This window comes from Marixanthomonas spongiae, from assembly GCF_003095375.1.
Taxonomy (GTDB): Bacteria; Bacteroidota; Bacteroidia; order Flavobacteriales; family Flavobacteriaceae; genus Marixanthomonas; species Marixanthomonas spongiae.
Map to the genome: position 1 here is coordinate 247,145 of NZ_QEHR01000001.1, position 19,326 is coordinate 266,470.

Here is a 19,326-nt window from a genome sequence, read left to right on the forward strand (position 1 = left end):
AAATGGTATCTTTAAAGTGTCGGTAAAATCCGGCGCTTTATTGTTATTGTTATGACTGAAACCCAAAACCTCGTTTCCCTTTTTCGGGAAACACGTGAACATACCGAAACTATTTGCAAACCCTTGGAAATCGAAGACTATGTAGTACAGCCCATAGTCGATGTTTCCCCACCCAAGTGGCATCTGGGCCACACCTCATGGTTTTTTGAGGAATTCATTTTGAAACCGCACAAACCCAATTATAAACTATTCCATAAAGATTTTGCGTTTGTGTTCAACAGTTATTACGAAACGGTTGGTAAACGTGTGGTACGGAACAACCGCGGCAATTTAACCCGACCCAGCGTTGCTAAAGTCTATGATTATCGCCATTATGTAACAAGCGAATTGAAAGAGTTTTTAAATACAGGTAAAATAACTTCAGAAATCGAAAAAACACTTTTAATTGGCATCCACCACGAAAAACAACATCAAGAACTGTTATTGACCGACATAAAATACATCCTCGGAAACAATCCGTTGCTCCCAAAATACAACAACTCGTTTACCGAAAACCCCGTTCAGGATTTTGAACAGGAATGGATTACTGTATCGGAAGGCATCTATGAAATTGGTCACAATGACCCTGAAGCATTCTGTTACGACAATGAGCTGGGGCGGCACAAAGTGTACCTGCACGATTTTGAAATTTCAAACAAGCTCGTTACCAATGCGGAATATCTAGATTTTATCAAAGCCGGCGGTTACAAAGACCACAACCTATGGCATGCCGAGGCTTGGGATTGGGTAAACCAAAACAACATTTCACAACCCCAATATTGGCATAATATTGATGGCGAATGGTATCAATACACCCTAAACGGACTTCAAGAACTGGATTTAAACGCACCGGTAACACATATTTCATATTACGAAGCATTTGCTTTTGCACAATGGAAAGGTTGCCGCTTGCCCACCGAATTTGAATGGGAAGCCGCTCAAGACCAGTTTAAATGGGGCAGCCGCTGGGAGTGGACCGAAAGTGCGTACCTCCCCTACCCTGGTTACAAAAAAGCACCGGGAGCCATTGGCGAATATAACGGGAAGTTCATGGTCAACCAAAAGGTTTTGCGCGGCGGTTCGGTAGCGACTTCGCCCAAGCACACCCGACCTACCTACCGCAATTTTTTTCAAACAAACCTCCGATGGCAATTTACCGGGTTAAGGTTAGCCAGATAATTCCGACTTTTTATATATGACAACAAAAACTCACGTCAAACTGGATACTTCTTTTAAAAAAGAGGTGTATGAAGGGCTCACTGCATTTCCGAAGTACCTTTCGTCAAAATACTTTTACGATAAAGCCGGGGATAAACTGTTTCAAGATATTATGGCGATGCCGGAATATTACTTGACCGATTGCGAATATGAAATTTTGAAAACGCACACCCAGCCTATTGCCGAATATTTCCGCGGAAATGAAAACGGGTTCGATTTTATTGAACTGGGGGCCGGTGACGGAAAAAAAACCAAGATATTGTTGAAATACCTTTCAGAAAACAAATTCAACTTTATTTATAAACCCATTGATATAAGTCAAAATGCCATTGACAGTCTTTATAAAAAATTAAAAAAGGAACTTCCCAACGTTGAAGTTGACGCTGAAAAAGGGGAATATTTTGAAGTCCTGAAACGCTTAAAAGAGTACAACAGCCGTAAAAAAGTCATTATGGTTTTGGGATCTAACATTGGTAATCTATTGCACCCACGGGCCATTGATTTCCTCTCAAAACTGAAAGATACGATGCAAAAAGGCGATATGCTGTTTATGGGTTTTGACCAAAAAAAAGACCCGCAGACCATATTGAATGCCTACAATGACAATGCGGGGATCACGGCCGCTTTTAACAAAAACATTTTAACACGTATCAACAGGGAACTCGATGCCGATTTTGAAGTGGGAAAGTTCAAACACTGGGAAACTTACAACCCTGAAACCGGAACGGCCAAAAGTTTTTTGGTTGCCACCAAAAAAATGGAAGTGACCATAAAACAATTCGGGCTGACCATTGACTTTAAACCTTGGGAAACCATCCACACCGAAATTTCACAAAAATACACCGACAATGTAGTGAACTGGCTGGCAAATGAAGCGGGGCTCAAAATTGAAACTTCGTTCACCGACAGCAAAGGGTATTATAAAAATTATGTGTTTAAGCGAAAAAATGTGTAATTTTCAGCAAAATAAAGCAATGAAATACCTCAGCCTTTTAGCACTTATAGTTGTTTTAACTTCTTGTGAAGATCCTTTAAAAAAAGAAAAAATAGGAAAAGACCTTACCCACGATTGGGAAAGCAGGGAAATTGACCTAACCACGCCTGACAGCCTATTGACCAAAGGCAGTACCTACTTGCCCATCTACTCGGAAATTTACCAACAAAACAGGAGCTTTACCTTCAACCTCACAGCAACGGTGAGCATACGCAACATCAGTTTACAGGATACTATTTATATTTACAAAGCCGATTATTACAACACCTATGGTAAATTAATTAGGCAGTACTTGGACCACCCAGTGTATTTGCAGCCTATGGAAACCATCGAGATCGTTGTTGAAGAAGAAGATGAAGACGGCGGTACCGGCGCCAATTTTATATTTGATTGGGCCACGCAAAAAAACACAGCCGAACCTTTTTTTGAAGCCGTAATGATTTCAACCGCAGGGCAGCAAGGCCTTTCCTTTACCACACGCGGTATTCGTAAGGAATGAAGTTGAAAAAGGCGGTTGCGTGATTTTAGGTAACCGCAGCTTATCTTAAAAATGGTATTTAAACCACCGTGAAAATAAAAATTACATTATGAAAGCAATCTGGAACCATACCATACTGGCCGAAAGCGATGACACCATCGTTATTGAAAACAATCATTATTTTCCGCCAAGCAGCATAAATAAGGAGTATTTCAAAAAAAGTGAATCGCACACCCATTGCCCTTGGAAAGGACAAGCCTCCTATTATAACATTGAAGTGAACGGCGAACAAAACCCCGATGCAGCTTGGTTTTACCCCGATGCTTCCCATGCCGCCAAGTCTATTGAGGGCTACGTTGCTTTTTGGAAAGGAGTTGAAATCACCGAATAATCAAGCGTGTAAAGCTTTTAAAAAGATTTCCAAGTCTTCTTCGGTGTTGTAAAAATGAAACCCCACGCGAATGCCGCCACCACGTTGGGAACAGGTAATGTTATTGCTTTTTAATTTCTGAAACAATGCGTCATTGCCTTTTAAATTAAAAATAGATGAATGGATTTCCCTATTGGCAACTGTTTCACTTAAAAGCCCAGCCTTTGTAAAAGCCGTCTTTGCTTTTTGGGAAAGTTTCACTATTTCATCTTGAATGGCCTCGACGCCCAGTGTTTCCATAAACTGAAGCGACTGCTGCAAACTTCCGAAGTTAAAAGCATCCAAATGCCCGGGCTCAAAATGCTTGGCAAAGGTGGTTTCTTCGGGACGGCTATCAAAACCGGCAGCCGAATTAAACCCAATGGCACTAGGGAAAACATCTTCTTTTATCGTTTCCTTAAACAGAAAAAAACCATTGCCATATCCCGAAAGCAACCATTTGTAGGCACTTGCACCCAGTACATCCAATGGGCTATCCCGAAAGTTAAATTGTTCGGTTCCTAAGTATTGCGTTCCATCGGCAATTAACAGCAAATCGGGATGGTAGGCTTTTAATTCTTCTAAAAAACCAAGGTCTAATTTTATACCATTGAGCCATTGCACCACACTGAATATAAATACAGTTGGATGATGCCTGGCCACCGCAGCTTCGATATTATGCTCTACATTTCCAGTGGTTTCTGCAACACAAACATCGAAATCGCGCATGTGCACCGGCCAATTTACAGAGGGATAATCACCGTTTAACAACAGGATTTTCTGTTGCTGCGGCAACCCTTCCAGCAACATGTTCAATCCCAGCGAAAAATTGGGCACCAAGGCAATATCTGTTTCCGAAGCATGGAAGAACCGGCCAAGTGTTTTCCGTACATCGTTTAAGGTTTCGATGGTCTGGGCATAATCGTTCCCGTGCTTAAAGAATTGGTCTTCTTGGGCTTTCCGCCATGCATAAACAGGTGCTGGAAGCAGCCCCGACGCAGGGGTATTTAAATAGGTGCATTCTTGCAGGGCAGGGAAGTGTTTTTTAAAATCTGGCATCGAGTTGGATTAAACAATTAAAATTAGGTATTTTTACTTTAGACATAAAAGTAACCATCTATGTTTTCAAAATCGAAAAAAACCGAAAAAATCGACCGCGAACAACGCGAACAGTACGAGTATGCCCGTAGGCGCATTAAACAGAAAAAGAATGTCATGCGGCATTTCATTTTTTTCTTGGCCGGGGCCATCTTAGTCTTGGCAATTGAATATGGAGTTCTTCGGGATAATCCTATTCTTTTTCCTGACTGGTCTGTTTGGATTGTCATAATCTGGGCATTTATCCTGTTAATTCACCTATTCAATGTTTTTGTCATGAGCAAGTTTATGGGAAAAGAATGGGAAGACCGCCAATTGGAAAAACTAAAAGCCAAACAAGCCGAACGCATAAAACAGCTTCAAAAACAGGTGGATGCTGATTTGCCACTGCCCAAGAAAAAAGAAGTACAAAACCCACCGCCACTTTCTGAAAAAAAAGACAACAACCCCTTACCTCCAGACGTACAATGATCACTTTAATAGCTGCAGCAGGCGAGAACAACGAACTGGGTAAAGACAACGGCTTGGTCTGGCATTTGCCGGACGATTTTAAACGGTTTAAAAAACTCACCACGGGCCACCACATTATCATGGGGCGCAAAACCTTTGAATCGTTCCCCAAACCATTGCCCAACCGCACCCACTTGGTTATTACCCGAAATTTGCTCTACCATAAAGAGGGGGCTTTGGTCGTTCACAGCTTGGACGAAGCCTTACTAAAAGCACAAAACGATCCACAAGCGTTTGTTATAGGGGGAGGCGAAATTTATAAGATGGCCATGGACGTTGCCGATAAAATAGAACTTACAAGGGTTCACGGCACTTTTGAAGCCGATACGTATTTTCCTGAAATACCCGAAGCGCAATGGCAACTGGTCGCTGAGATTAAACACGAAAAAGACGAAAAACACAACTATGCTTTTTCCTACCTAACCTACGAACGCAAGTAGATTTGGATATCCTTACTAAAATAGCTTCAGAAAATGACTTGAGTTTGCTTGAAAGCAAACCACTTTCAGGAGGGGACATCAACGAAGTGTTTTTGCTGAAATGTGCTTCAAAATACGTTGTGGCCAAAACAAATGATGCCAATGAATTTCCCGGAATGTTTGAGGCCGAAGCAAAAGGGTTGGATTTGCTGCGCGCTTCAAAAAGCTTTAAAATCCCTTCGGTGATTGGTCTTGGCATTATTGAAAACACCTCTTATTTACTGTTGAAGCATATTAAAGAAAGTATGCCCATTACCGGTTTTTGGGAGCAATTTGCCAGCAACCTATCCAAACTGCACAAAACCACTCAAGCTAAATTTGGGCTGGACCATAACAATTATATCGGCAGTCTTCCACAGTATAACGGAAAAGAACATTCGGCAGCCGACTTTTACATCAACCAACGTTTGGAACCTCAGTTTAAAATGGCAAAAGACCGCGGTTTCGGTTTTCATAACCTAAACAGCTTCTATAAAAACATTCTTTCAGAAATCCCGAATGAGCCGTCGTCGCTCATACACGGTGATCTGTGGGGAGGCAATTATATGGTTTCTGAAAATAGTGCTCCCACTTTAATCGATCCCGCCGTTTCCTTTGCCCCACGCGAAATGGATTTGGCGATGATGCAATTATTTGGCGGATTCTCAGAAACAGTTTTCCCTCACTATCATGAACGCTTCCCCTTAAAAGAAGGTTGGAAACAACGGACACCATTGTGGCAACTGTATTATCTATTGGTTCATCTTAATCTTTTTGGATCGGGCTATCTATCCCGAGTGCAAAGCATTGTAAAAAAATATCAATAAGATTGCTTTCAATTAAAGATCTCCACCTACCCCAAAGGGAAGAGTAAATACGCACTACGCTTCTTTGGAGAGGTTGGGGGAAGATATTAACATACAATTGCATTACTTTAATAAAAAATTGACGTTCCAACACGCTCAAAACCCGTACCTTGAAAAGAAAAAGATATGAGCACTGAACACATAACCAAAGACGAAGCAAAAAAGAAATTGAAGGCTATGGTAACCGACATTAGAGTGGCTATGTTTGCCACTCAACTGGGTGAGCAGCCTTTAAGTGTTGTACCCATGCACACTAAGGAAGTGGACAAAGAAGGCAACATTTGGTTTTTAAGCCGAAATGACAGCGACCATAACAACGATCTGCTCAAAAAACCTGAAATCCAGTTGTTGTACAGCGATCCCAACGCCATGAAATTTTTGAGCGTATATGGCCTTGCCGAAATAATAACCGATCAAGCCGTTTTGGACGAACTGTACAATAAAAAAGACAACGCATGGTTTGACGGGGCTGAGGACCCTAACTTAACCGCCATAAAATTTTATCCTAAAGAAGCGGCGTACTGGGACAATAACAACAACAAACTGGTTACCTTTCTCAAATTACAAGCAGCGGCAGTAACGGGCGACGACAAAGATATTGGCACTTCTGGCAAGATGGATTTACGATAACCTATAACAATCCCCTTTTCAATTTATGCTAAGGGGATTTTTATTTTTACTTTTACAGTATAAAAACAACCAACTATGAAAGCATATGTATTTCCCGGACAGGGAGCGCAATTCCCGGGAATGGGAAAAGATTTATATGAAACTTCAGATAAAGCAAAGCAATTGTTCGCACGCGCTGACGAATTATTGGGCTTCAACATTTCAGAAATCATGTTTCAAGGTTCTGCTGAAGAACTGAAACAAACCAACGTAACCCAGCCTGCCATTTTCTTGCACTCGACCATTTTGGCAACCGTTATGGGCGACAACTTTAAGCCCGATATGGTTGCGGGACATTCCTTGGGCGAATTCTCGGCCTTGGTAGCCAACAAAGCTTTGGCTTTTGAAGATGCTTTGATTTTAGTTTCCCGACGGGCGCAGGCCATGCAAAATGCCTGTGAAGTAAAACCATCGACCATGGCTGCCGTTTTGGGCCTTGAAGACCATGTGGTAGAAGCCATCTGCGCCGATGTTGACGGTACGGTGGTCGCGGCAAATTACAACTGCCCTGGACAACTGGTTATTTCTGGCGAAACCGCTGCAGTTGAAGCCGCTTGCGAAGCCTTGAAAGAAGCGGGGGCACGCCGTGCCTTAATGTTGCCCGTAGGTGGGGCATTCCACAGCCCGCTTATGGAACCCGCTCGAGAAGAACTGGCCGCCGCCATTGAACATACCTTTTTTTCAAGGCCCATTTGCCCAGTGTATCAAAACGTGAGCACATTTGCCGTTACCGACCCCGAAGAAATAAAGAAAAACCTCATCTTTCAATTGACCGCTCCGGTAAAATGGACCCAAAGTGTGCAAAACATGATAAAAGATGGCGCGGACACCTTTATTGAGGTAGGCCCCGGCAACGTATTGCAAGGCTTGGTCAAAAAAATCGATCGCTCGCAGGCTACTGAGAAAGCCGAAATTTAATAAACTACTTTCTGCTTGTTCGAGCCTGCCTTTGTCGGCAGACAGGCGCGGTCGAGAACTATTTGATTACCTTCATCTACCTTCGAGCGCGCTTAACCAAGCCATTTCATTCTCGGATTTGAAACGTCACAAGATTAAAAATTCACTGTTCACAAATTTATGAAACACGTAGATTACATAGTAGTTGGCCTTGGAATGGCGGGAATCGCTTTTTGTGAAACCCTGCAAAAACACAATAAAAGCTTTGTGGTGTATGATACTGGGAGCAATCACTCTACTTTAGTCTCGGGCGGCGTTTTTAATCCGGTGGTTTTAAAAAGGTTTACTGCCGTCTGGAAGGGAGACGCTTTTTTACAGAAAGCCATTCCCTTTTACCATGCTGTTTCAGAAAGACTCCAGCTTCACATTTTGGAAAAAACACCCATTTATCGGGTATTAAACAATATTGAAGAGCAAAACGATTGGTTGGTAAGCAGCGACAAAAAAGCCCTCTCCCCTTTTCTTTCTTCGGAAATCATAAAAAATGAAAACCCATCCATAAAAGCGCCTTATGGCTTTGGAAAAGTACTGCAATGCGGCAGAATCATTCCTTCAAAAATGATTGAAAGCTATCGCGAGCTGCTTCAAAAAAACGATGAACTAATCACGGAAGAATTTGAACATGAACACCTTCATTTACAAGGAAGGGGAGTGTCTTATAAGGATGTTTCAGCTAAAAAAATCGTTTTTGCCGAAGGAGCTTCCGTCGTTAAAAACCCATTTTTCCCAACGGACAATTTTGTGGGCAATAAAGGCGAATACCTCATCATTAAGGCACCTAAATTAAAGTGTGATGCGATTTTAAAAGGACCGTTGTTCATCATTCCGTTTGGCAATGACACATATAAAGTGGGCGCAACGTACAGTCGCGACGATTTCAGCAAAAACACAACCGAAGAAGCGCGAAAGGTTCTTGCTTCAAAATTGGAAAAAATGATTTCTTGCCATTATGAAATCGTAGATCAAGTAGCGGGCGTGCGTCCCACGGTAAAAGACCGCAAACCGCTGTTGGGCAATTTGGAACACGAAAACCTCTTATTTTTGAATGGTCTGGGTACTCGAGGAATTTTAATGGCACCACTCTTGGCGCAGTGGTTGTTCGATTATTCAGAAAATAACAAAAGCCTTCCTTATGAAGTAAACTTGGCCCGTTTTAAAAATTAATCGGCTTTATCCGGATCATATTTCAGGAAAAAATTAATCCAAATATTTCGGGACAACCGTAGGATTATCGGAAAAAAAACAATCAATGTCCCTGTAATCGCAAAAAAAGTGTTCAAGCGCCCCAAACCGATAAAAAAGTATGCAATAATAAAAGCGGCCACCGCAAATGCTACACCCACCGCATAACTCACATACATAGCGCCATAGAAAAAAGAGGGCTCTATTTTAAATTTTGTGCCGCAATGAGGGCAGTGTTCGTACATATCCAACGCTTTAGTGAGCACATAGGGGTTTTTGTTTTTATACATACTTCCCGTATGGCAAACAGGGCAAGTGCCGGTTAAAATGCTGTATAGTTTGGTACCTTTCATAATCATTTCCCGAATTGTCGGGTAACTTTTAATTGAAAAACAGGTTCATTTTTTTTGCGTTGCAAATTTAAGCATCTTTGCACAAGTTTATCGTCACAATAGTCACATATATGCTCAACGTCCACAATCTTTCTGTTTCATTTCAAGGGGAATACCTGTTTGAAAAAATCACTTTCCAACTCACGCCGGGCGACCGCGTTGGTTTGGTGGGTAAAAATGGTGCGGGCAAATCAACCTTGCTCCGTATTATCGCAAAGGAACAGGAATACGACGAAGGCCAAATAGCCACCGATAAAGAAGTAACCATCGGTTTTTTAAAACAGGACATTGATTTTACCAAAGGAAGAACGGTGCTGGAAGAATCGTACGAGGCTTTTTCTGAAATCAAGGAATTGGAGCGAAAGTTAGAACACATCAATACCCAATTGGCTGAACGCACCGATTATGAAAGCGACAGCTACCACCAGTTAATGGTCGATTTAAACGATGTGCAACACCAATACGAAATACACGGCGGGTACAACTATCAAGGCGAGACCGAACGCATTTTACAGGGCCTGGGGTTTAAACGGGAAGATTTCAACAAACCTACCGATACGTTTTCCGGTGGTTGGCGCATGCGTATTGAACTGGCAAAACTACTGCTACAAAACAATGATATCTTATTGCTGGATGAGCCTACCAATCACTTGGACATTGAATCTATTTTATGGTTAGAAGAATTTTTAAACGGCTATCCCGGAGCCGTTGTGGTGGTGTCGCACGATAAAATGTTTTTAGACCACGTGACCAATAGAACGATTGAAATTTCCCTTGGAAAAATATACGATTACAACCACCCTTATTCCAAGTACTTGGTACAACGGGCCGAACTTCGCGAACAGCAGCTTGCAGCGCAAAAAAACCAGCAAAAACAGATAGAGAATACCGAAAAACTAATTGAAAAGTTCCGCGCCAAAGCCAGCAAGGCCACCATGGCCCAATCGCTCATCAAGAAACTGGATAAAATGGACCGCATTGAGGTAGATGAAACCGACAATGCAACCATGAGCCTATCGTTTCCCGTTTCGGTAACGCCCGGAAAAGTAGTGATCGAGGCCGAGGACATTTCAAAAAAATACGGCGATAACCAAGTGCTGAACCATATAGACCTAAAAGTAGACCGCGACAGTAAAATTGCGTTTGTTGGGCAAAACGGGCAAGGCAAATCTACATTGGCCAAAATAATTGTGGGCGAAATTGAGCACCAAGGAAAACTAAAGTTGGGGCACAACGTACAAATAGGGTATTTTGCGCAAAACCAAGCTGAGTATTTGGACGGCTCTAAAACCGTGGAGGAAACGATGATCGATGCGGCCGATATGAAAAGCAGACCGCGCGTGAGGGATATTTTGGGCGCTTTTCTATTTCGGGGCGAAGAGGTTGACAAATACGTGCGCGTGCTCTCAGGTGGCGAACGCAACCGTTTGGCCTTGGCAAAATTGCTGTTGGAACCATTCAACGTCCTAGTTATGGACGAGCCCACCAACCACTTGGACATACAGTCTAAAAACGTATTGAAAGATGCTTTAAAACGGTTTGATGGCACGTTGTTACTGGTCTCGCACGACAGGGATTTTCTTCAAGGTATGACCGATAAAATCTATGAGTTCAAAGACCAAAAAATAAAGGAGTACCTAGGCGATATTGACTACTTTTTAGAGCAACGCAACCTTGAAAATATGCGCGAAGCCGAAAAACGAACGGTCATCAAAAAATCAACGGCCGGCGAGCGCGAAAAAGACCAAAAAAAAAATGGTTCTGGAAAAGAAAGTTACGAACAGCAAAAAAAGTTGAAGTCCCTTCAAAACAAACTGAGCAAAGTTGAAAGCAAAATAAGCAAACTGGAAAAGGAATTGAAGGAAATCGATGTGGAACTCGCCATAAATTATGACGAAACCATCGCCAAGCCCAACTTTTTTGATGACTACCAAGCCAAAAAGAAAAAACTGAACAGTTTAATGGATGAATGGGAAGCGTTGCACGAAAATATAGCGGCATTATCATAAAACCCAATCCTTCAAGCGTTTTGATCGCTGGAAAGGTTTAAAAACAATACGATGTTCGAACACTTTTTTCAATGTCCGTATTGCTGGGAGGAAATTTCCATGCTTCTGGACCCTTCGGTATCCACTACTTATGTGGAAGATTGCGAAATTTGTTGCAACCCGATAGAAATTTCGGTAAAATTCCGTCAGGGCGAGTTGATTTCTTTTTCAGCAGAAAATTTGGAGCAGTAATATTTTTGTATCTTTAATAACCATTCAACATGGTTAAAGATGATTTCAAATTTCAGCTTTTCGGACACTACCGTTGGATTTCTTATTGAAGGCACTTTCAATAAGAAAACCGTTGACAATTTTATTGAAGCCATCAATGAAAAGTTAGCGCAATTTGAGACCATCAACCTGTACATTGAAGATACGGGGATCGAATCTTTTTCATTGCCTGCATTGGTGGAAGAGCTGTCGTTTAAGATAAAACACGGCAACCGGTTTAACAAAGTAGCGTTGGTATGCGACCGCCAATGGCTAAAACGATGCGGCGACCTGTATGATTTTTTCACGGATTCTGAATTTCAGAATTTCTCTTCAGAAGAACGGATACAAGCCATGTCGTGGATTGCGCAATACCCTTAATTTTTACCGCCGGTTAAACTGCTTTTCAATCCTTTTTCAACGTTGAGCCACAAATAATTAAAAAACGATTTAGTTTTATCGCGGGAAACATTGCCCGATCCTTTTCTGAATCCCTCATTGCTTTTATCGCTGTCCTTTGAAATAAAAATATTGGCAATTGCCGATAAAAAATTATTTTTTTTAGTCCCCTTTTTATTCAATACAGCAACTTTAAAGTGATCGTAATTGATCTTTAAATCTACCTGCGATGTAGTGTTATTGCCATCAATGGTAAAATAGGTTTTATTGGCTTCGCCCTCCAATTCTACCTTAAGGTTTGGCACGGTAAAACTATTTATGTGGTCTGCTTGTAAACTTCCCACATCGGCTTTAAAAAGAAACGCATCGTTAGTGTTGTTTACATCAAAGCTCCATGTTGCCGTAAATGGCGTGTTTTCCATAAAAACGGCATCTATATCAATTTTTGTCTTTTTAGGGGCGGTGTAGGTGTTGCTAACATTGCTTATGGAAGCGTTTAAGTTTTTGAAATTGATGGTTCCACCTTTGTTTTCTTTTTTTACCTTTTCGGTATAGACAATGCCGGCTTGGTTTATTTTCAAGGAATCCAAGGTTAGCTGAAACGGTAGCGTCCGTAGCATTTTGCTGTACAAAGGTTTTATAGTTTTATCGTCTGCCACCAACTTGTTTCGGAAAATATCCAAAAACGGATTTTGCAAGGCCATTTCATTGCTGGTGATGAAAAGGGTTCTGTTGTTAAAGCCAAAATCGAGCTGTTTTACCGAAATGGAATCGATTTTCAAATTAAAATGATCTCGTTCTACGGAAATCATCCGGGCGTGTTGGGCACGGGAATATTTTGTATATAAATGAATGCCTGAAACCTCTAAGTTTTTGTCTTCCAACCGAAGGTTTTTTATCGTGGTATTTTCATAAGCGCTTACTTTCACAAAAACAGAATCTGTTTGGGCGCTATAGGCACCAAAAGCAACCGGCATCCTATTTGTGATTAGCTTTTTATTGGTCGTGATGGAATCTACCTCAACAGAAAGTTGATCGGTATAAAGCATTAGGGAGTCTTTTGTTCCATCAAAAATACGCACCGTGGCGTCTTCGATTTTTAGACGGTCCAGAAAAACAGGCCTGTTTATTTTTATAATACCTGAATTTGTACTGTCTTGATCATGTTTTAACCTGTTTTTATAATAAACAATATTTGGTTTATCAATCAACAATTCATCAATGTGGATTTTATGTTTGAACAAATAGTCCCAATAGCTAATATCGTCGATTACCAGTTTTTTTACTGAAATGTCCGTGTGTGTTTTGCCGTCATCTTTGTTGATGATTTGCACGGCAGGGTTAATGAGCGTCAACGTGCCTTCGTAAATATCGAGCTTAAGATCGTCGTACGACTGGACAATGGTGTCCGGTAATCGTGTTTCCAAGAAGGTTTCTACTTTGTTTTTCAGAAAAAAATTTATCGCCACAATACTGCCAACGACAATAAGTATTGTCGAAACTAAGACGATTAAAACAATTCGGGTTCTTTTTGTCATCACCTAAAAATACAAAACACAATCTTGAAGTCGAAACATTTATGAAAAGCTGTTAAATTTCATGGAGCAACCGCTTGTTATATTAAAAATACTTTGTATCTTTGCCGTCCATATCGCGGGATAGAGCAGTAGGTAGCTCGTCGGGCTCATAACCCGAAGGTCACAGGTTCGAGTCCTGTTCCCGCTACTAAATTGAAAGCCATAACTTAAGTGTTGTGGCTTTTTTTTATTGGTATGGGTTTATAATGGTGCGAGAAGACTGCCTTGAGCAAGGCGTGACTTGAAGAAACTCGAATGCAGCTACTAGCAGAAAACGACAGTTATCCCGTTAATCTTATTAGTGTTGTGAAATGCAAGAACACCTATTCTGCATTTTGGCCTCAGATAAAAGAAAGCAGAGCAACCCCTAAAGGCCGCTCTGTTTTTTCCCACAAACTTATTTTAGACTGTTGAGGAATTTTTTAAATTCTGGATCATTGTAATCGGCCATTCCCTTGTGTGTCAATGCCAGATTACCTTTGGCATCGATTACATAAGTGGTAGGGATAGCCGGGGATTGATACATGGACGGAATGTTGCCTGCCGGGGCATAGATAGGCAAATTGTAGCCCTTTTGTTTATCGAATTTTTTAGCTGTTTCAAAATTGCGGTCCATAGAAAGCATGACAAAAGCCACCTCATCGCCCATTTCTTCGTGTAGCTTGTCAATACTAGGCATCTCGGCTACACAAGGTGGGCACCATGTAGCCCAAACATTCATGAAAATCACCTTGCCCTTTAATTCGGCCAACGACTTGGTGTTTCCTTCCCTATCTATCAATTTAAAGTTAAAATCTGCTTTGGTCAAATTTGGCCTTGACGCAGCCTGGTTTTCATTATTCGTGTCGTTTTGGACAATTTCCTTCACATCTGGATTCATCAATCCCGTTGCGAGCAAACCGCGTTGGGCAAAACCAACAACTTCAGCATGCAATCCTGTTGTATATAGGATAATGGCTCCTACAGCAAGTACCCCATAGGTTAGCCACGATTTCTTTTGTTGTTTATTTTTCTTAGTTTTCATTTTCTATGATTTTTGATATTAATAATTTTAGTTTTTTTAATTACAGGCTTATGCTCTTATAGCCTTTTTTTTGAAGTTGAAAGTTGTATAAAACTCCATGGTCCACAATCTTCGTTTCTTTGGGTACTTTTGTGCGGTGTCTAACTGCAATAAATCCACTCACCGTACTGTTTAGGTACAAGAATCTACTGCAGCAGCACCGTCTTTATATTTTTTTGAAGTCAGTATTATGCCAAACGAGGTGGCGGAGAGGCGTTGTCCAAATACAGGTATCTAAGCCTTGAAGAAAAATGTTCGTCAAACACGGCTATAGGTTCTGAAATATGGACATTCCATGTAAAAAGTTGCAGTTGAAATTGCGAGGCACAAAAACCGTTTAATGCCATAAATTGGGGGGCTGAAAGATCAGCTTTCAAAAAATCAGCTGTTTTATTGCTTTCCGTTGGAGGGTTTTTGGTTTTGCAATGTGGGTTTACAAAAGTGATGTTGCTTTCACTGAATAAAACATTCAACCCATTGGCATCAATGGCCAAGAATTTAGCTAAAAAGATGCAAGCTAACAGCGCCGCTATGTAGGTTTTGCTTTTCACAATCGATTACAAACATATACAATTATTGTTATGTAGTTTGTAACCTGCGTTACTTTAGGGTGTTAAATATTGCCTAAAACTATGCGAGCAAATGGTATTCCTGAAAACCGTCGCCACGGTGATTATCTTAAGTTATTCCATAGGAATCTCAATAACCGTCTCAACCCCTTTTCCATCATCTTTATTCCGTATTTCAAAAAAATAATTGTCGCCGTACAAGTTGCGCAACCTATCATTGATGTTGGCCAGCCCTACTCCATCGTTCAACAAAAGGTGGTGCTTTTTAATTAATGGCGCCCCATCGTTTTCAATTTTAATAAGCAGCCGCTCATTGTGGGATTTTATTTCAATATGCACCTTTAAATCGGTGTGGTCGTAGTTGTAGCCGTGCTTTATGGAATTTTCAAGTATAGGCTGCAACAACAAGCTAGGAACCATTTTGGACAACAGGCCCTTGTCTATATCCTTGGTGACAATCAAATGTTCTGAAAACCTAACTTTTATAATGTTCAGGTAATGGTCCATGATGCGCAATTCTTTTTTAAGAGGGATTCTATTGCTTTCGTTGTCATAGAGTATTTCCCTGAGAAAATCACTGAGATCGGCTATGGTGTCTTTGGCTTTGGCGGCGTCGAGATCGGTCAACACGGCTATGGAGTTTAATGTATTGAACAAAAAGTGTGGTTGAAGCTGGGAAGACAGCATTTTCATTCGGGTGTTTACCAATTGCACTTCCAGTTTTCCATGCTTTTTTTCGGCTTTTTTCACTTCTTTTACATAGTAATAAGTGTAGATCATAAAAACCATGGCAAAATAGATCAAAAAATTTAAATCGATCACGTACATGAACCTGTAAATACTTCCCTCAAAATCATATTCGGCCAAACGCAGTTTACCTATTACCATTAAATAAAAGTCGAACAACAACCGTATGACCAGTCCAATTAAAAGCGAAAAAAGGATATGGGTAGAAATGATCTTGACCCACGAATAGTTTTTCCTTAAAAACCGTTTGGTGCTTATCGCGATTAGCGTCATATAGCCTACTACGATGATAAAATCGAACAACAGGTTATCGACCAAAAAGGCTTTCCAGGAAAAATGGTCCATTTTTTCCATTTCAAAAGACATCATGTAGGCCGTTTTTACGATCAGCACTAAATCAAAAAGCGCATAAAACCCCGCCAACAGAAGCACCAGCTTTAAATCGATGTATTTGTTATTTAAAATGGAATGTTTCATTATATACCTATTTTTTCAAGAAATGTCCCTTTATGTGATTTACTGATGTGCACTAATTTTTCATTGGTCATCCGGGCATCGATTTCAGAAAACCCTGAATGTACTATTTCCTTAACGTGGCTAATGTTAACGATACTCGATCTATGAACCCGTAAAAAGATGTTGCTGTCCAAAATATCGCACAAGTTGGTAAGCGACTCCCGAAGCACGTACTTTTTATCGCCCGTGAAAATTTCAGCATAACACCCCGATGCCTGTATGCAGACAATGTGCTCCGGATTTAACAGCACTGTTTTGTTGCCTTGCTTGACCGGTAATTTAAATTGATTGCTTTCTTTATTAGATTGCTGTTTATATAGGTTGAACAGCTCAATGATGCGTTTTTCAAAATAGGAATTGGCTTCAGCTTTTGAAATGTTCAACACCTTGTCGATCGTTCTGAAAAAACGTTCATCTTTAAATGGTTTCAGTAAGAAATCGAATGCATCCACATCAAAAGCCTTCAACGCATAATTATCGTAAGCGGTTACAAAAATAACGATGGGTTTTGAAGCTGCTTTTACATGTTGCAGCACCTCAAAACCATTCATATCCTTCATATTGATGTCCAAGAAAATAAGGTCTGGGTGTTGGGAATTTATTGCTGAAATGGCCGATTTCCCATTGGAACATTCCCCGCTCACCTCTATTTCAGGGACTTTTCCCAATAAGGAAACCACCCTTTTCCGGGCCAGTTCTTCATCGTCTATTACCAGTGCTTTCATTCTGTTAAATTACTGAAATTCTTTTATTTGCTATATGTTTATCGGCCTGAAATGTATTTTCCACCCTTAAACTAAAAGCGTTATCGTACGCTGGTCGTCCAAAAAACCCATATAAGGCCATTAGCAGGGTAGTGCCAATGGCCTCTTTTGGGCGGTGTTCCTTATTTGGTGTGTTCAATTTACCGCAACACCAATACCTTGGTCCACGGCGTCGAATTTCAGGTTTTGCCTTTCATTGCCATTTTTGAGTTTTGCCCGGTAAGTTGCCTTTACCAGCAAGTCGCCTTTGGTTTTAGCGGCATATTTGGTTTTTACCAAGGTCCATCCCTTATAGGTCTCGTGCATTTGCTGCCGCAAGGCCAATGGCAATACCACGTCTTTGAATTTTTGATAGGTTTTAAGGAGTTTCCCTTCATTGTCAAAATCTGCCTGCAAATACCCGTTGTTGCTCTTAAAGGTAACCAAGTACGTGTCAAAATTCTTGTTTGCCGAAGCCGCAATAACCTTATGGATATTGAAATGGGCATTCATAAAGGCAATGGGGTTTTCTGCAAACTGGCCATTAAAGCGTTCTTGCACTTTATAGGTCAAGTTTTCCCCTTTTTGAGAGATCGATTTGCTGAGCGGAACATACGTCAACTCAGTGGCGTCCAACATAATTTCCTGTGCGCTTAAGATGGTGGCACTTAAACATAAAATTGCACTAATTATTAACGTTTTCATTATAAAAAAGTTTAAGGTTAAAAAAGGTTTTTTAAAGCTTGTAAATGATTGTACAATACTATTTTACAGCAACTAAATTACGAGAGAAGCAGGTTCATTATCGATAAATGATGTGAACGCCCAATTTTTTATCATGAAATTTATTTATTTTGATGTGGCGTGCTTTTGTGCATTTTACCTGAACAACTAAGTTGACTCTGTAAAGGCTTAAATAAGCTAAAAAGATCATTTTTAGGTTATTTTTTTTGCGAGTATTCACCCATTATCGTATATTTACACCAATAGTATTAATATTTAAACATAAAATTGGTTATGGCTACCGTTAGAAAAACAGTTACGTTCACAGAACAACAAAATAAGTGGATCAAAACGCAGATTGAAGCAGGTGATTTTACAAATGACAGCGAATATTTGCGGGACCTCGTACGCCGCGACCAAGCACAAAACGCTAAATTTTCAGCTTTAAAATCGGAAATAGAAAAAGGAATTGACAGTGGAATTAGCGAAAGAGCCATTCCAGAGATCATGAAAGAAGTTGAAAAGAAAATGCGTGAAAATGGGCGTCTATAGACTCTCTATAAAAGCCGATTTGGACATCGCAGAACTTTATGAACATGGGATAGCGACTTTTGGTTTGCTTCAGGCTCAAAAATACGTTACTGGCATGCACCACCATTTTCAAACGCTATCCAACAATGCCGAGTTAGGAAGGGATGCTTCGGAGTTTGCTCCTTCCCTATTACGTTTTGTTTATAAAGCACATACCATTTTTTACAGGATCACAGACGACGGTGTATTTATTGTTCGCATTTTGGGACAGTCAATGGATTACCCAAGACATATTTAACTGTTCCAAAAAGATCGCATGAAAAGATAAGTTTTTAAAATCAAAATGATTAGGAGCTAAGGTAACTCAAAAAATTTCAAAATAGATTTTAGTTTGCGAACCTTCATGCCCATCTCAAATAACCCTCCGCACTTCAACAAAGGCATTGTTCCAATACCGTTCATTGAGCGAAGAAACAATCACCCCTCTGGACGTTGTGGAGTGTATAAATTTAACCGCGCCTTTTCGCGATTCCACCACCAACCCAACATGATTAATAACCCTGCGGCTTTTATTGGTTTGAAAAAAAAGCAAATCGCCTTCTTCCACCTCCCGTAATGAAATGCGTTTTCCCTGTTTGGCCATATCGCGCGAAACCCGGGGCAAGGCAATATTTTCATTTTTAAACGAAGTATAGACCAACCCAGAGCAATCCATCCCTCTTTTTGTAGTACCGCCAAATTTATAGCGTGTGCCTTCAAAAGATTTGGCATATTCAATGATGTTCTGGGCTTTTGGCGCAACCGAATGGTTTTTATGCGAAATGGTCCGCACTGTATTTCTTTTTTTCGACACGTTTCGGGAACTTCCGCAAGAAATAAGTGCCAGGGCGAGGAATGAAAGAAGGATGATTTTTTTCATAACGGTCGTGT

Annotated in this window: 24 protein-coding genes and 1 tRNA gene; 16 read left to right on the top strand and 9 right to left on the bottom strand. The window is 40.7% G+C overall.

From position 1 onward, the window contains the following. Positions 1-51 precede the first annotated feature (51 nt). From egtB to DDV96_RS01210, 4 genes are all read left to right on the top strand, one after another. Entirely contained in the window at positions 52-1,218 is a 1,167-nt protein-coding gene (gene egtB / locus DDV96_RS01195) for an ergothioneine biosynthesis protein EgtB (protein ID WP_116692909.1), read from the top strand. Positions 1,219-1,234: 16 nt separating this feature from the next. After that, positions 1,235-2,212 carry an L-histidine N(alpha)-methyltransferase gene (locus DDV96_RS01200; protein ID WP_116692910.1) on the top strand — a complete coding sequence of 326 codons (978 nt, stop codon included), beginning with the start codon at positions 1,235-1,237 and terminating at the stop codon, positions 2,210-2,212. A gap of 19 nt (positions 2,213-2,231) precedes the next feature. Further along, the gene (locus tag DDV96_RS01205; protein WP_116693186.1) at positions 2,232-2,750 is read left to right on the top strand and encodes a DUF3124 domain-containing protein; all 519 of its coding nucleotides are present in this window, start codon (positions 2,232-2,234) and stop codon (positions 2,748-2,750) included. An 88-nt stretch (positions 2,751-2,838) separates the two neighbouring features. Continuing rightward, positions 2,839-3,120 (top strand): DUF427 domain-containing protein, encoded by a 282-nt coding sequence (locus DDV96_RS01210; RefSeq protein WP_206073993.1) that lies wholly within the window; start codon positions 2,839-2,841, stop codon positions 3,118-3,120. Here the strand turns inward: DDV96_RS01210 and DDV96_RS01215 are convergent, their stop codons facing one another. After that, positions 3,121-4,197, bottom strand: coding sequence for an aminotransferase class V-fold PLP-dependent enzyme (locus tag DDV96_RS01215; protein ID WP_116692912.1), 1,077 nt, complete (start codon positions 4,195-4,197; stop codon positions 3,121-3,123). A 60-nt stretch (positions 4,198-4,257) separates the two neighbouring features. Between DDV96_RS01215 and DDV96_RS01220 the strand changes: the two genes are divergently transcribed. The 6 genes from DDV96_RS01220 (at position 4,258) to DDV96_RS01245 (ending at position 8,860) form a co-directional block, all read left to right on the top strand. Further along, positions 4,258-4,707 (top strand): 2TM domain-containing protein, encoded by a 450-nt coding sequence (locus tag DDV96_RS01220; RefSeq protein WP_116692913.1) that lies wholly within the window; start codon positions 4,258-4,260, stop codon positions 4,705-4,707. Beyond that, the gene (locus tag DDV96_RS01225; RefSeq protein ID WP_116692914.1) at positions 4,704-5,186 is read left to right on the top strand and encodes a dihydrofolate reductase; all 483 of its coding nucleotides are present in this window, start codon (positions 4,704-4,706) and stop codon (positions 5,184-5,186) included. Before DDV96_RS01220 ends, DDV96_RS01225 begins: the two co-directional genes overlap by 4 nt. Before the next feature lie 2 nt (positions 5,187-5,188). Next, on the top strand, positions 5,189-6,031 hold the full coding sequence (locus DDV96_RS01230; RefSeq protein WP_116692915.1) for a fructosamine kinase family protein: 843 nt from the start codon (positions 5,189-5,191) through the stop codon (positions 6,029-6,031). Between the two features lie 165 nt (positions 6,032-6,196). Beyond that, positions 6,197-6,700, top strand: coding sequence for a pyridoxamine 5'-phosphate oxidase family protein (locus DDV96_RS01235; protein ID WP_116692916.1), 504 nt, complete (start codon positions 6,197-6,199; stop codon positions 6,698-6,700). A gap of 75 nt (positions 6,701-6,775) precedes the next feature. Next, positions 6,776-7,657: an ACP S-malonyltransferase gene (fabD, locus tag DDV96_RS01240; protein ID WP_116692917.1), complete on the top strand. Its 882-nt coding sequence runs from the start codon at positions 6,776-6,778 to the stop codon at positions 7,655-7,657. 159 nt (positions 7,658-7,816) lie between these two features. After that, a complete protein-coding gene (locus tag DDV96_RS01245) occupies positions 7,817-8,860 on the top strand; it encodes an NAD(P)/FAD-dependent oxidoreductase (RefSeq protein ID WP_116692918.1) in 1,044 nt (347 codons plus the stop codon). Here the strand turns inward: DDV96_RS01245 and DDV96_RS01250 are convergent. Then, a complete protein-coding gene (locus tag DDV96_RS01250; protein WP_116692919.1) occupies positions 8,857-9,237 on the bottom strand; it encodes a DUF983 domain-containing protein in 381 nt (126 codons plus the stop codon). The genes DDV96_RS01245 and DDV96_RS01250 overlap by 4 nt on opposite strands. 104 nt (positions 9,238-9,341) lie before the next feature. Here DDV96_RS01250 and DDV96_RS01255 point away from each other — a divergent pair, with 104 nt between their 5' ends. From DDV96_RS01255 to DDV96_RS01265, 3 genes are read left to right on the top strand one after another with little or no spacing between them, the layout of a single operon-like run. Next, positions 9,342-11,279 carry an ABC transporter ATP-binding protein gene (locus tag DDV96_RS01255; RefSeq protein ID WP_116692920.1) on the top strand — a complete coding sequence of 646 codons (1,938 nt, stop codon included), beginning with the start codon at positions 9,342-9,344 and terminating at the stop codon, positions 11,277-11,279. Positions 11,280-11,330: 51 nt separating this feature from the next. Continuing rightward, complete coding sequence (locus DDV96_RS01260; protein ID WP_116692921.1) at positions 11,331-11,510, top strand: CPXCG motif-containing cysteine-rich protein; 180 nt, start codon at positions 11,331-11,333, stop codon at positions 11,508-11,510. Positions 11,511-11,549: 39 nt separating this feature from the next. Then, positions 11,550-11,909, top strand: coding sequence for a SpoIIAA family protein (locus tag DDV96_RS01265; RefSeq protein WP_116692922.1), 360 nt, complete (start codon positions 11,550-11,552; stop codon positions 11,907-11,909). Here the strand turns inward: DDV96_RS01265 and DDV96_RS01270 are convergent. Then, the gene (locus DDV96_RS01270) at positions 11,906-13,354 is read right to left on the bottom strand and encodes an AsmA family protein (RefSeq protein WP_133240796.1); all 1,449 of its coding nucleotides are present in this window, start codon (positions 13,352-13,354) and stop codon (positions 11,906-11,908) included. The genes DDV96_RS01265 and DDV96_RS01270 overlap by 4 nt on opposite strands. A 225-nt stretch (positions 13,355-13,579) precedes the next feature. Between DDV96_RS01270 and DDV96_RS01275 the strand changes: the two genes are divergently transcribed. Further along, positions 13,580-13,652: transfer RNA gene (locus tag DDV96_RS01275), tRNA-Met, on the top strand. Positions 13,653-13,901: 249 nt separating this feature from the next. Here DDV96_RS01275 and DDV96_RS01280 read toward each other — a convergent pair. The 5 genes from DDV96_RS01280 to DDV96_RS01305 form a co-directional block, all read right to left on the bottom strand. Further along, positions 13,902-14,528 carry a TlpA family protein disulfide reductase gene (locus DDV96_RS01280; protein WP_116692924.1) on the bottom strand — a complete coding sequence of 209 codons (627 nt, stop codon included), beginning with the start codon at positions 14,526-14,528 and terminating at the stop codon, positions 13,902-13,904. Between the two features lie 227 nt (positions 14,529-14,755). Continuing rightward, positions 14,756-15,118, bottom strand: coding sequence for a hypothetical protein (locus DDV96_RS01290; RefSeq protein ID WP_240607653.1), 363 nt, complete (start codon positions 15,116-15,118; stop codon positions 14,756-14,758). A 132-nt stretch (positions 15,119-15,250) separates the two neighbouring features. Next, entirely contained in the window at positions 15,251-16,360 is a 1,110-nt protein-coding gene (locus DDV96_RS01295; RefSeq protein ID WP_116692926.1) for a sensor histidine kinase, read from the bottom strand. Continuing rightward, positions 16,360-17,124, bottom strand: a complete 765-nt coding sequence (locus tag DDV96_RS01300; protein ID WP_116692927.1) for a LytR/AlgR family response regulator transcription factor — start codon at positions 17,122-17,124, stop codon at positions 16,360-16,362. The genes DDV96_RS01295 and DDV96_RS01300 overlap by 1 nt, the downstream gene beginning before the upstream one ends. 174 nt (positions 17,125-17,298) lie before the next feature. Beyond that, entirely contained in the window at positions 17,299-17,847 is a 549-nt protein-coding gene (locus DDV96_RS01305; RefSeq protein WP_116692928.1) for a hypothetical protein, read from the bottom strand. 312 nt (positions 17,848-18,159) lie between these two features. Between DDV96_RS01305 and DDV96_RS01310 the strand changes: the two genes are divergently transcribed. Beyond that, a complete protein-coding gene (locus DDV96_RS01310) occupies positions 18,160-18,417 on the top strand; it encodes a type II toxin-antitoxin system ParD family antitoxin (protein WP_116692929.1) in 258 nt (85 codons plus the stop codon). Next, a complete protein-coding gene (locus DDV96_RS01315) occupies positions 18,404-18,694 on the top strand; it encodes a type II toxin-antitoxin system RelE/ParE family toxin (protein ID WP_116692930.1) in 291 nt (96 codons plus the stop codon). The genes DDV96_RS01310 and DDV96_RS01315 overlap by 14 nt, the downstream gene beginning before the upstream one ends. Before the next feature lie 114 nt (positions 18,695-18,808). Here the strand turns inward: DDV96_RS01315 and DDV96_RS01320 are convergent, their stop codons facing one another. Then, on the bottom strand, positions 18,809-19,315 hold the full coding sequence (locus DDV96_RS01320; RefSeq protein WP_116692931.1) for a C40 family peptidase: 507 nt from the start codon (positions 19,313-19,315) through the stop codon (positions 18,809-18,811). Positions 19,316-19,326 lie beyond the last annotated feature (11 nt).

Excerpts from the sequence above, each read along its gene's own strand:
- DDV96_RS01220 (WP_116692913.1), top strand. The coding sequence starts at position 4,258 with ATGTTTTCAAAATCGAAAAAAACCGAAAAAATCGACCGCGAACAACGC.
- DDV96_RS01225 (WP_116692914.1), top strand. The coding sequence starts at position 4,704 with ATGATCACTTTAATAGCTGCAGCAGGCGAGAACAACGAACTGGGTAAA.
- DDV96_RS01265 (WP_116692922.1), top strand. The coding sequence starts at position 11,550 with ATGATTTCAAATTTCAGCTTTTCGGACACTACCGTTGGATTTCTTATT.
- DDV96_RS01245 (WP_116692918.1), top strand. The coding sequence starts at position 7,817 with ATGAAACACGTAGATTACATAGTAGTTGGCCTTGGAATGGCGGGAATC.
- DDV96_RS01260 (WP_116692921.1), top strand. The coding sequence starts at position 11,331 with ATGTTCGAACACTTTTTTCAATGTCCGTATTGCTGGGAGGAAATTTCC.
- DDV96_RS01235 (WP_116692916.1), top strand. The coding sequence starts at position 6,197 with ATGAGCACTGAACACATAACCAAAGACGAAGCAAAAAAGAAATTGAAG.
- DDV96_RS01320 (WP_116692931.1), bottom strand. The coding sequence starts at position 19,315 with ATGAAAAAAATCATCCTTCTTTCATTCCTCGCCCTGGCACTTATTTCT.
- DDV96_RS01280 (WP_116692924.1), bottom strand. The coding sequence starts at position 14,528 with ATGAAAACTAAGAAAAATAAACAACAAAAGAAATCGTGGCTAACCTAT.
- DDV96_RS01310 (WP_116692929.1), top strand. The coding sequence starts at position 18,160 with ATGGCTACCGTTAGAAAAACAGTTACGTTCACAGAACAACAAAATAAG.
- DDV96_RS01295 (WP_116692926.1), bottom strand. The coding sequence starts at position 16,360 with ATGAAACATTCCATTTTAAATAACAAATACATCGATTTAAAGCTGGTG.
- DDV96_RS01250 (WP_116692919.1), bottom strand. The coding sequence starts at position 9,237 with ATGATTATGAAAGGTACCAAACTATACAGCATTTTAACCGGCACTTGC.
- DDV96_RS01255 (WP_116692920.1), top strand. The coding sequence starts at position 9,342 with ATGCTCAACGTCCACAATCTTTCTGTTTCATTTCAAGGGGAATACCTG.
- DDV96_RS01200 (WP_116692910.1), top strand. The coding sequence starts at position 1,235 with ATGACAACAAAAACTCACGTCAAACTGGATACTTCTTTTAAAAAAGAG.
- DDV96_RS01215 (WP_116692912.1), bottom strand. The coding sequence starts at position 4,197 with ATGCCAGATTTTAAAAAACACTTCCCTGCCCTGCAAGAATGCACCTAT.
- DDV96_RS01210 (WP_206073993.1), top strand. The coding sequence starts at position 2,839 with ATGAAAGCAATCTGGAACCATACCATACTGGCCGAAAGCGATGACACC.
- DDV96_RS01300 (WP_116692927.1), bottom strand. The coding sequence starts at position 17,124 with ATGAAAGCACTGGTAATAGACGATGAAGAACTGGCCCGGAAAAGGGTG.
- DDV96_RS01305 (WP_116692928.1), bottom strand. The coding sequence starts at position 17,847 with ATGAAAACGTTAATAATTAGTGCAATTTTATGTTTAAGTGCCACCATC.
- egtB (WP_116692909.1), top strand. The coding sequence starts at position 52 with ATGACTGAAACCCAAAACCTCGTTTCCCTTTTTCGGGAAACACGTGAA.
- fabD (WP_116692917.1), top strand. The coding sequence starts at position 6,776 with ATGAAAGCATATGTATTTCCCGGACAGGGAGCGCAATTCCCGGGAATG.
- DDV96_RS01205 (WP_116693186.1), top strand. The coding sequence starts at position 2,232 with ATGAAATACCTCAGCCTTTTAGCACTTATAGTTGTTTTAACTTCTTGT.
- DDV96_RS01315 (WP_116692930.1), top strand. The coding sequence starts at position 18,404 with ATGGGCGTCTATAGACTCTCTATAAAAGCCGATTTGGACATCGCAGAA.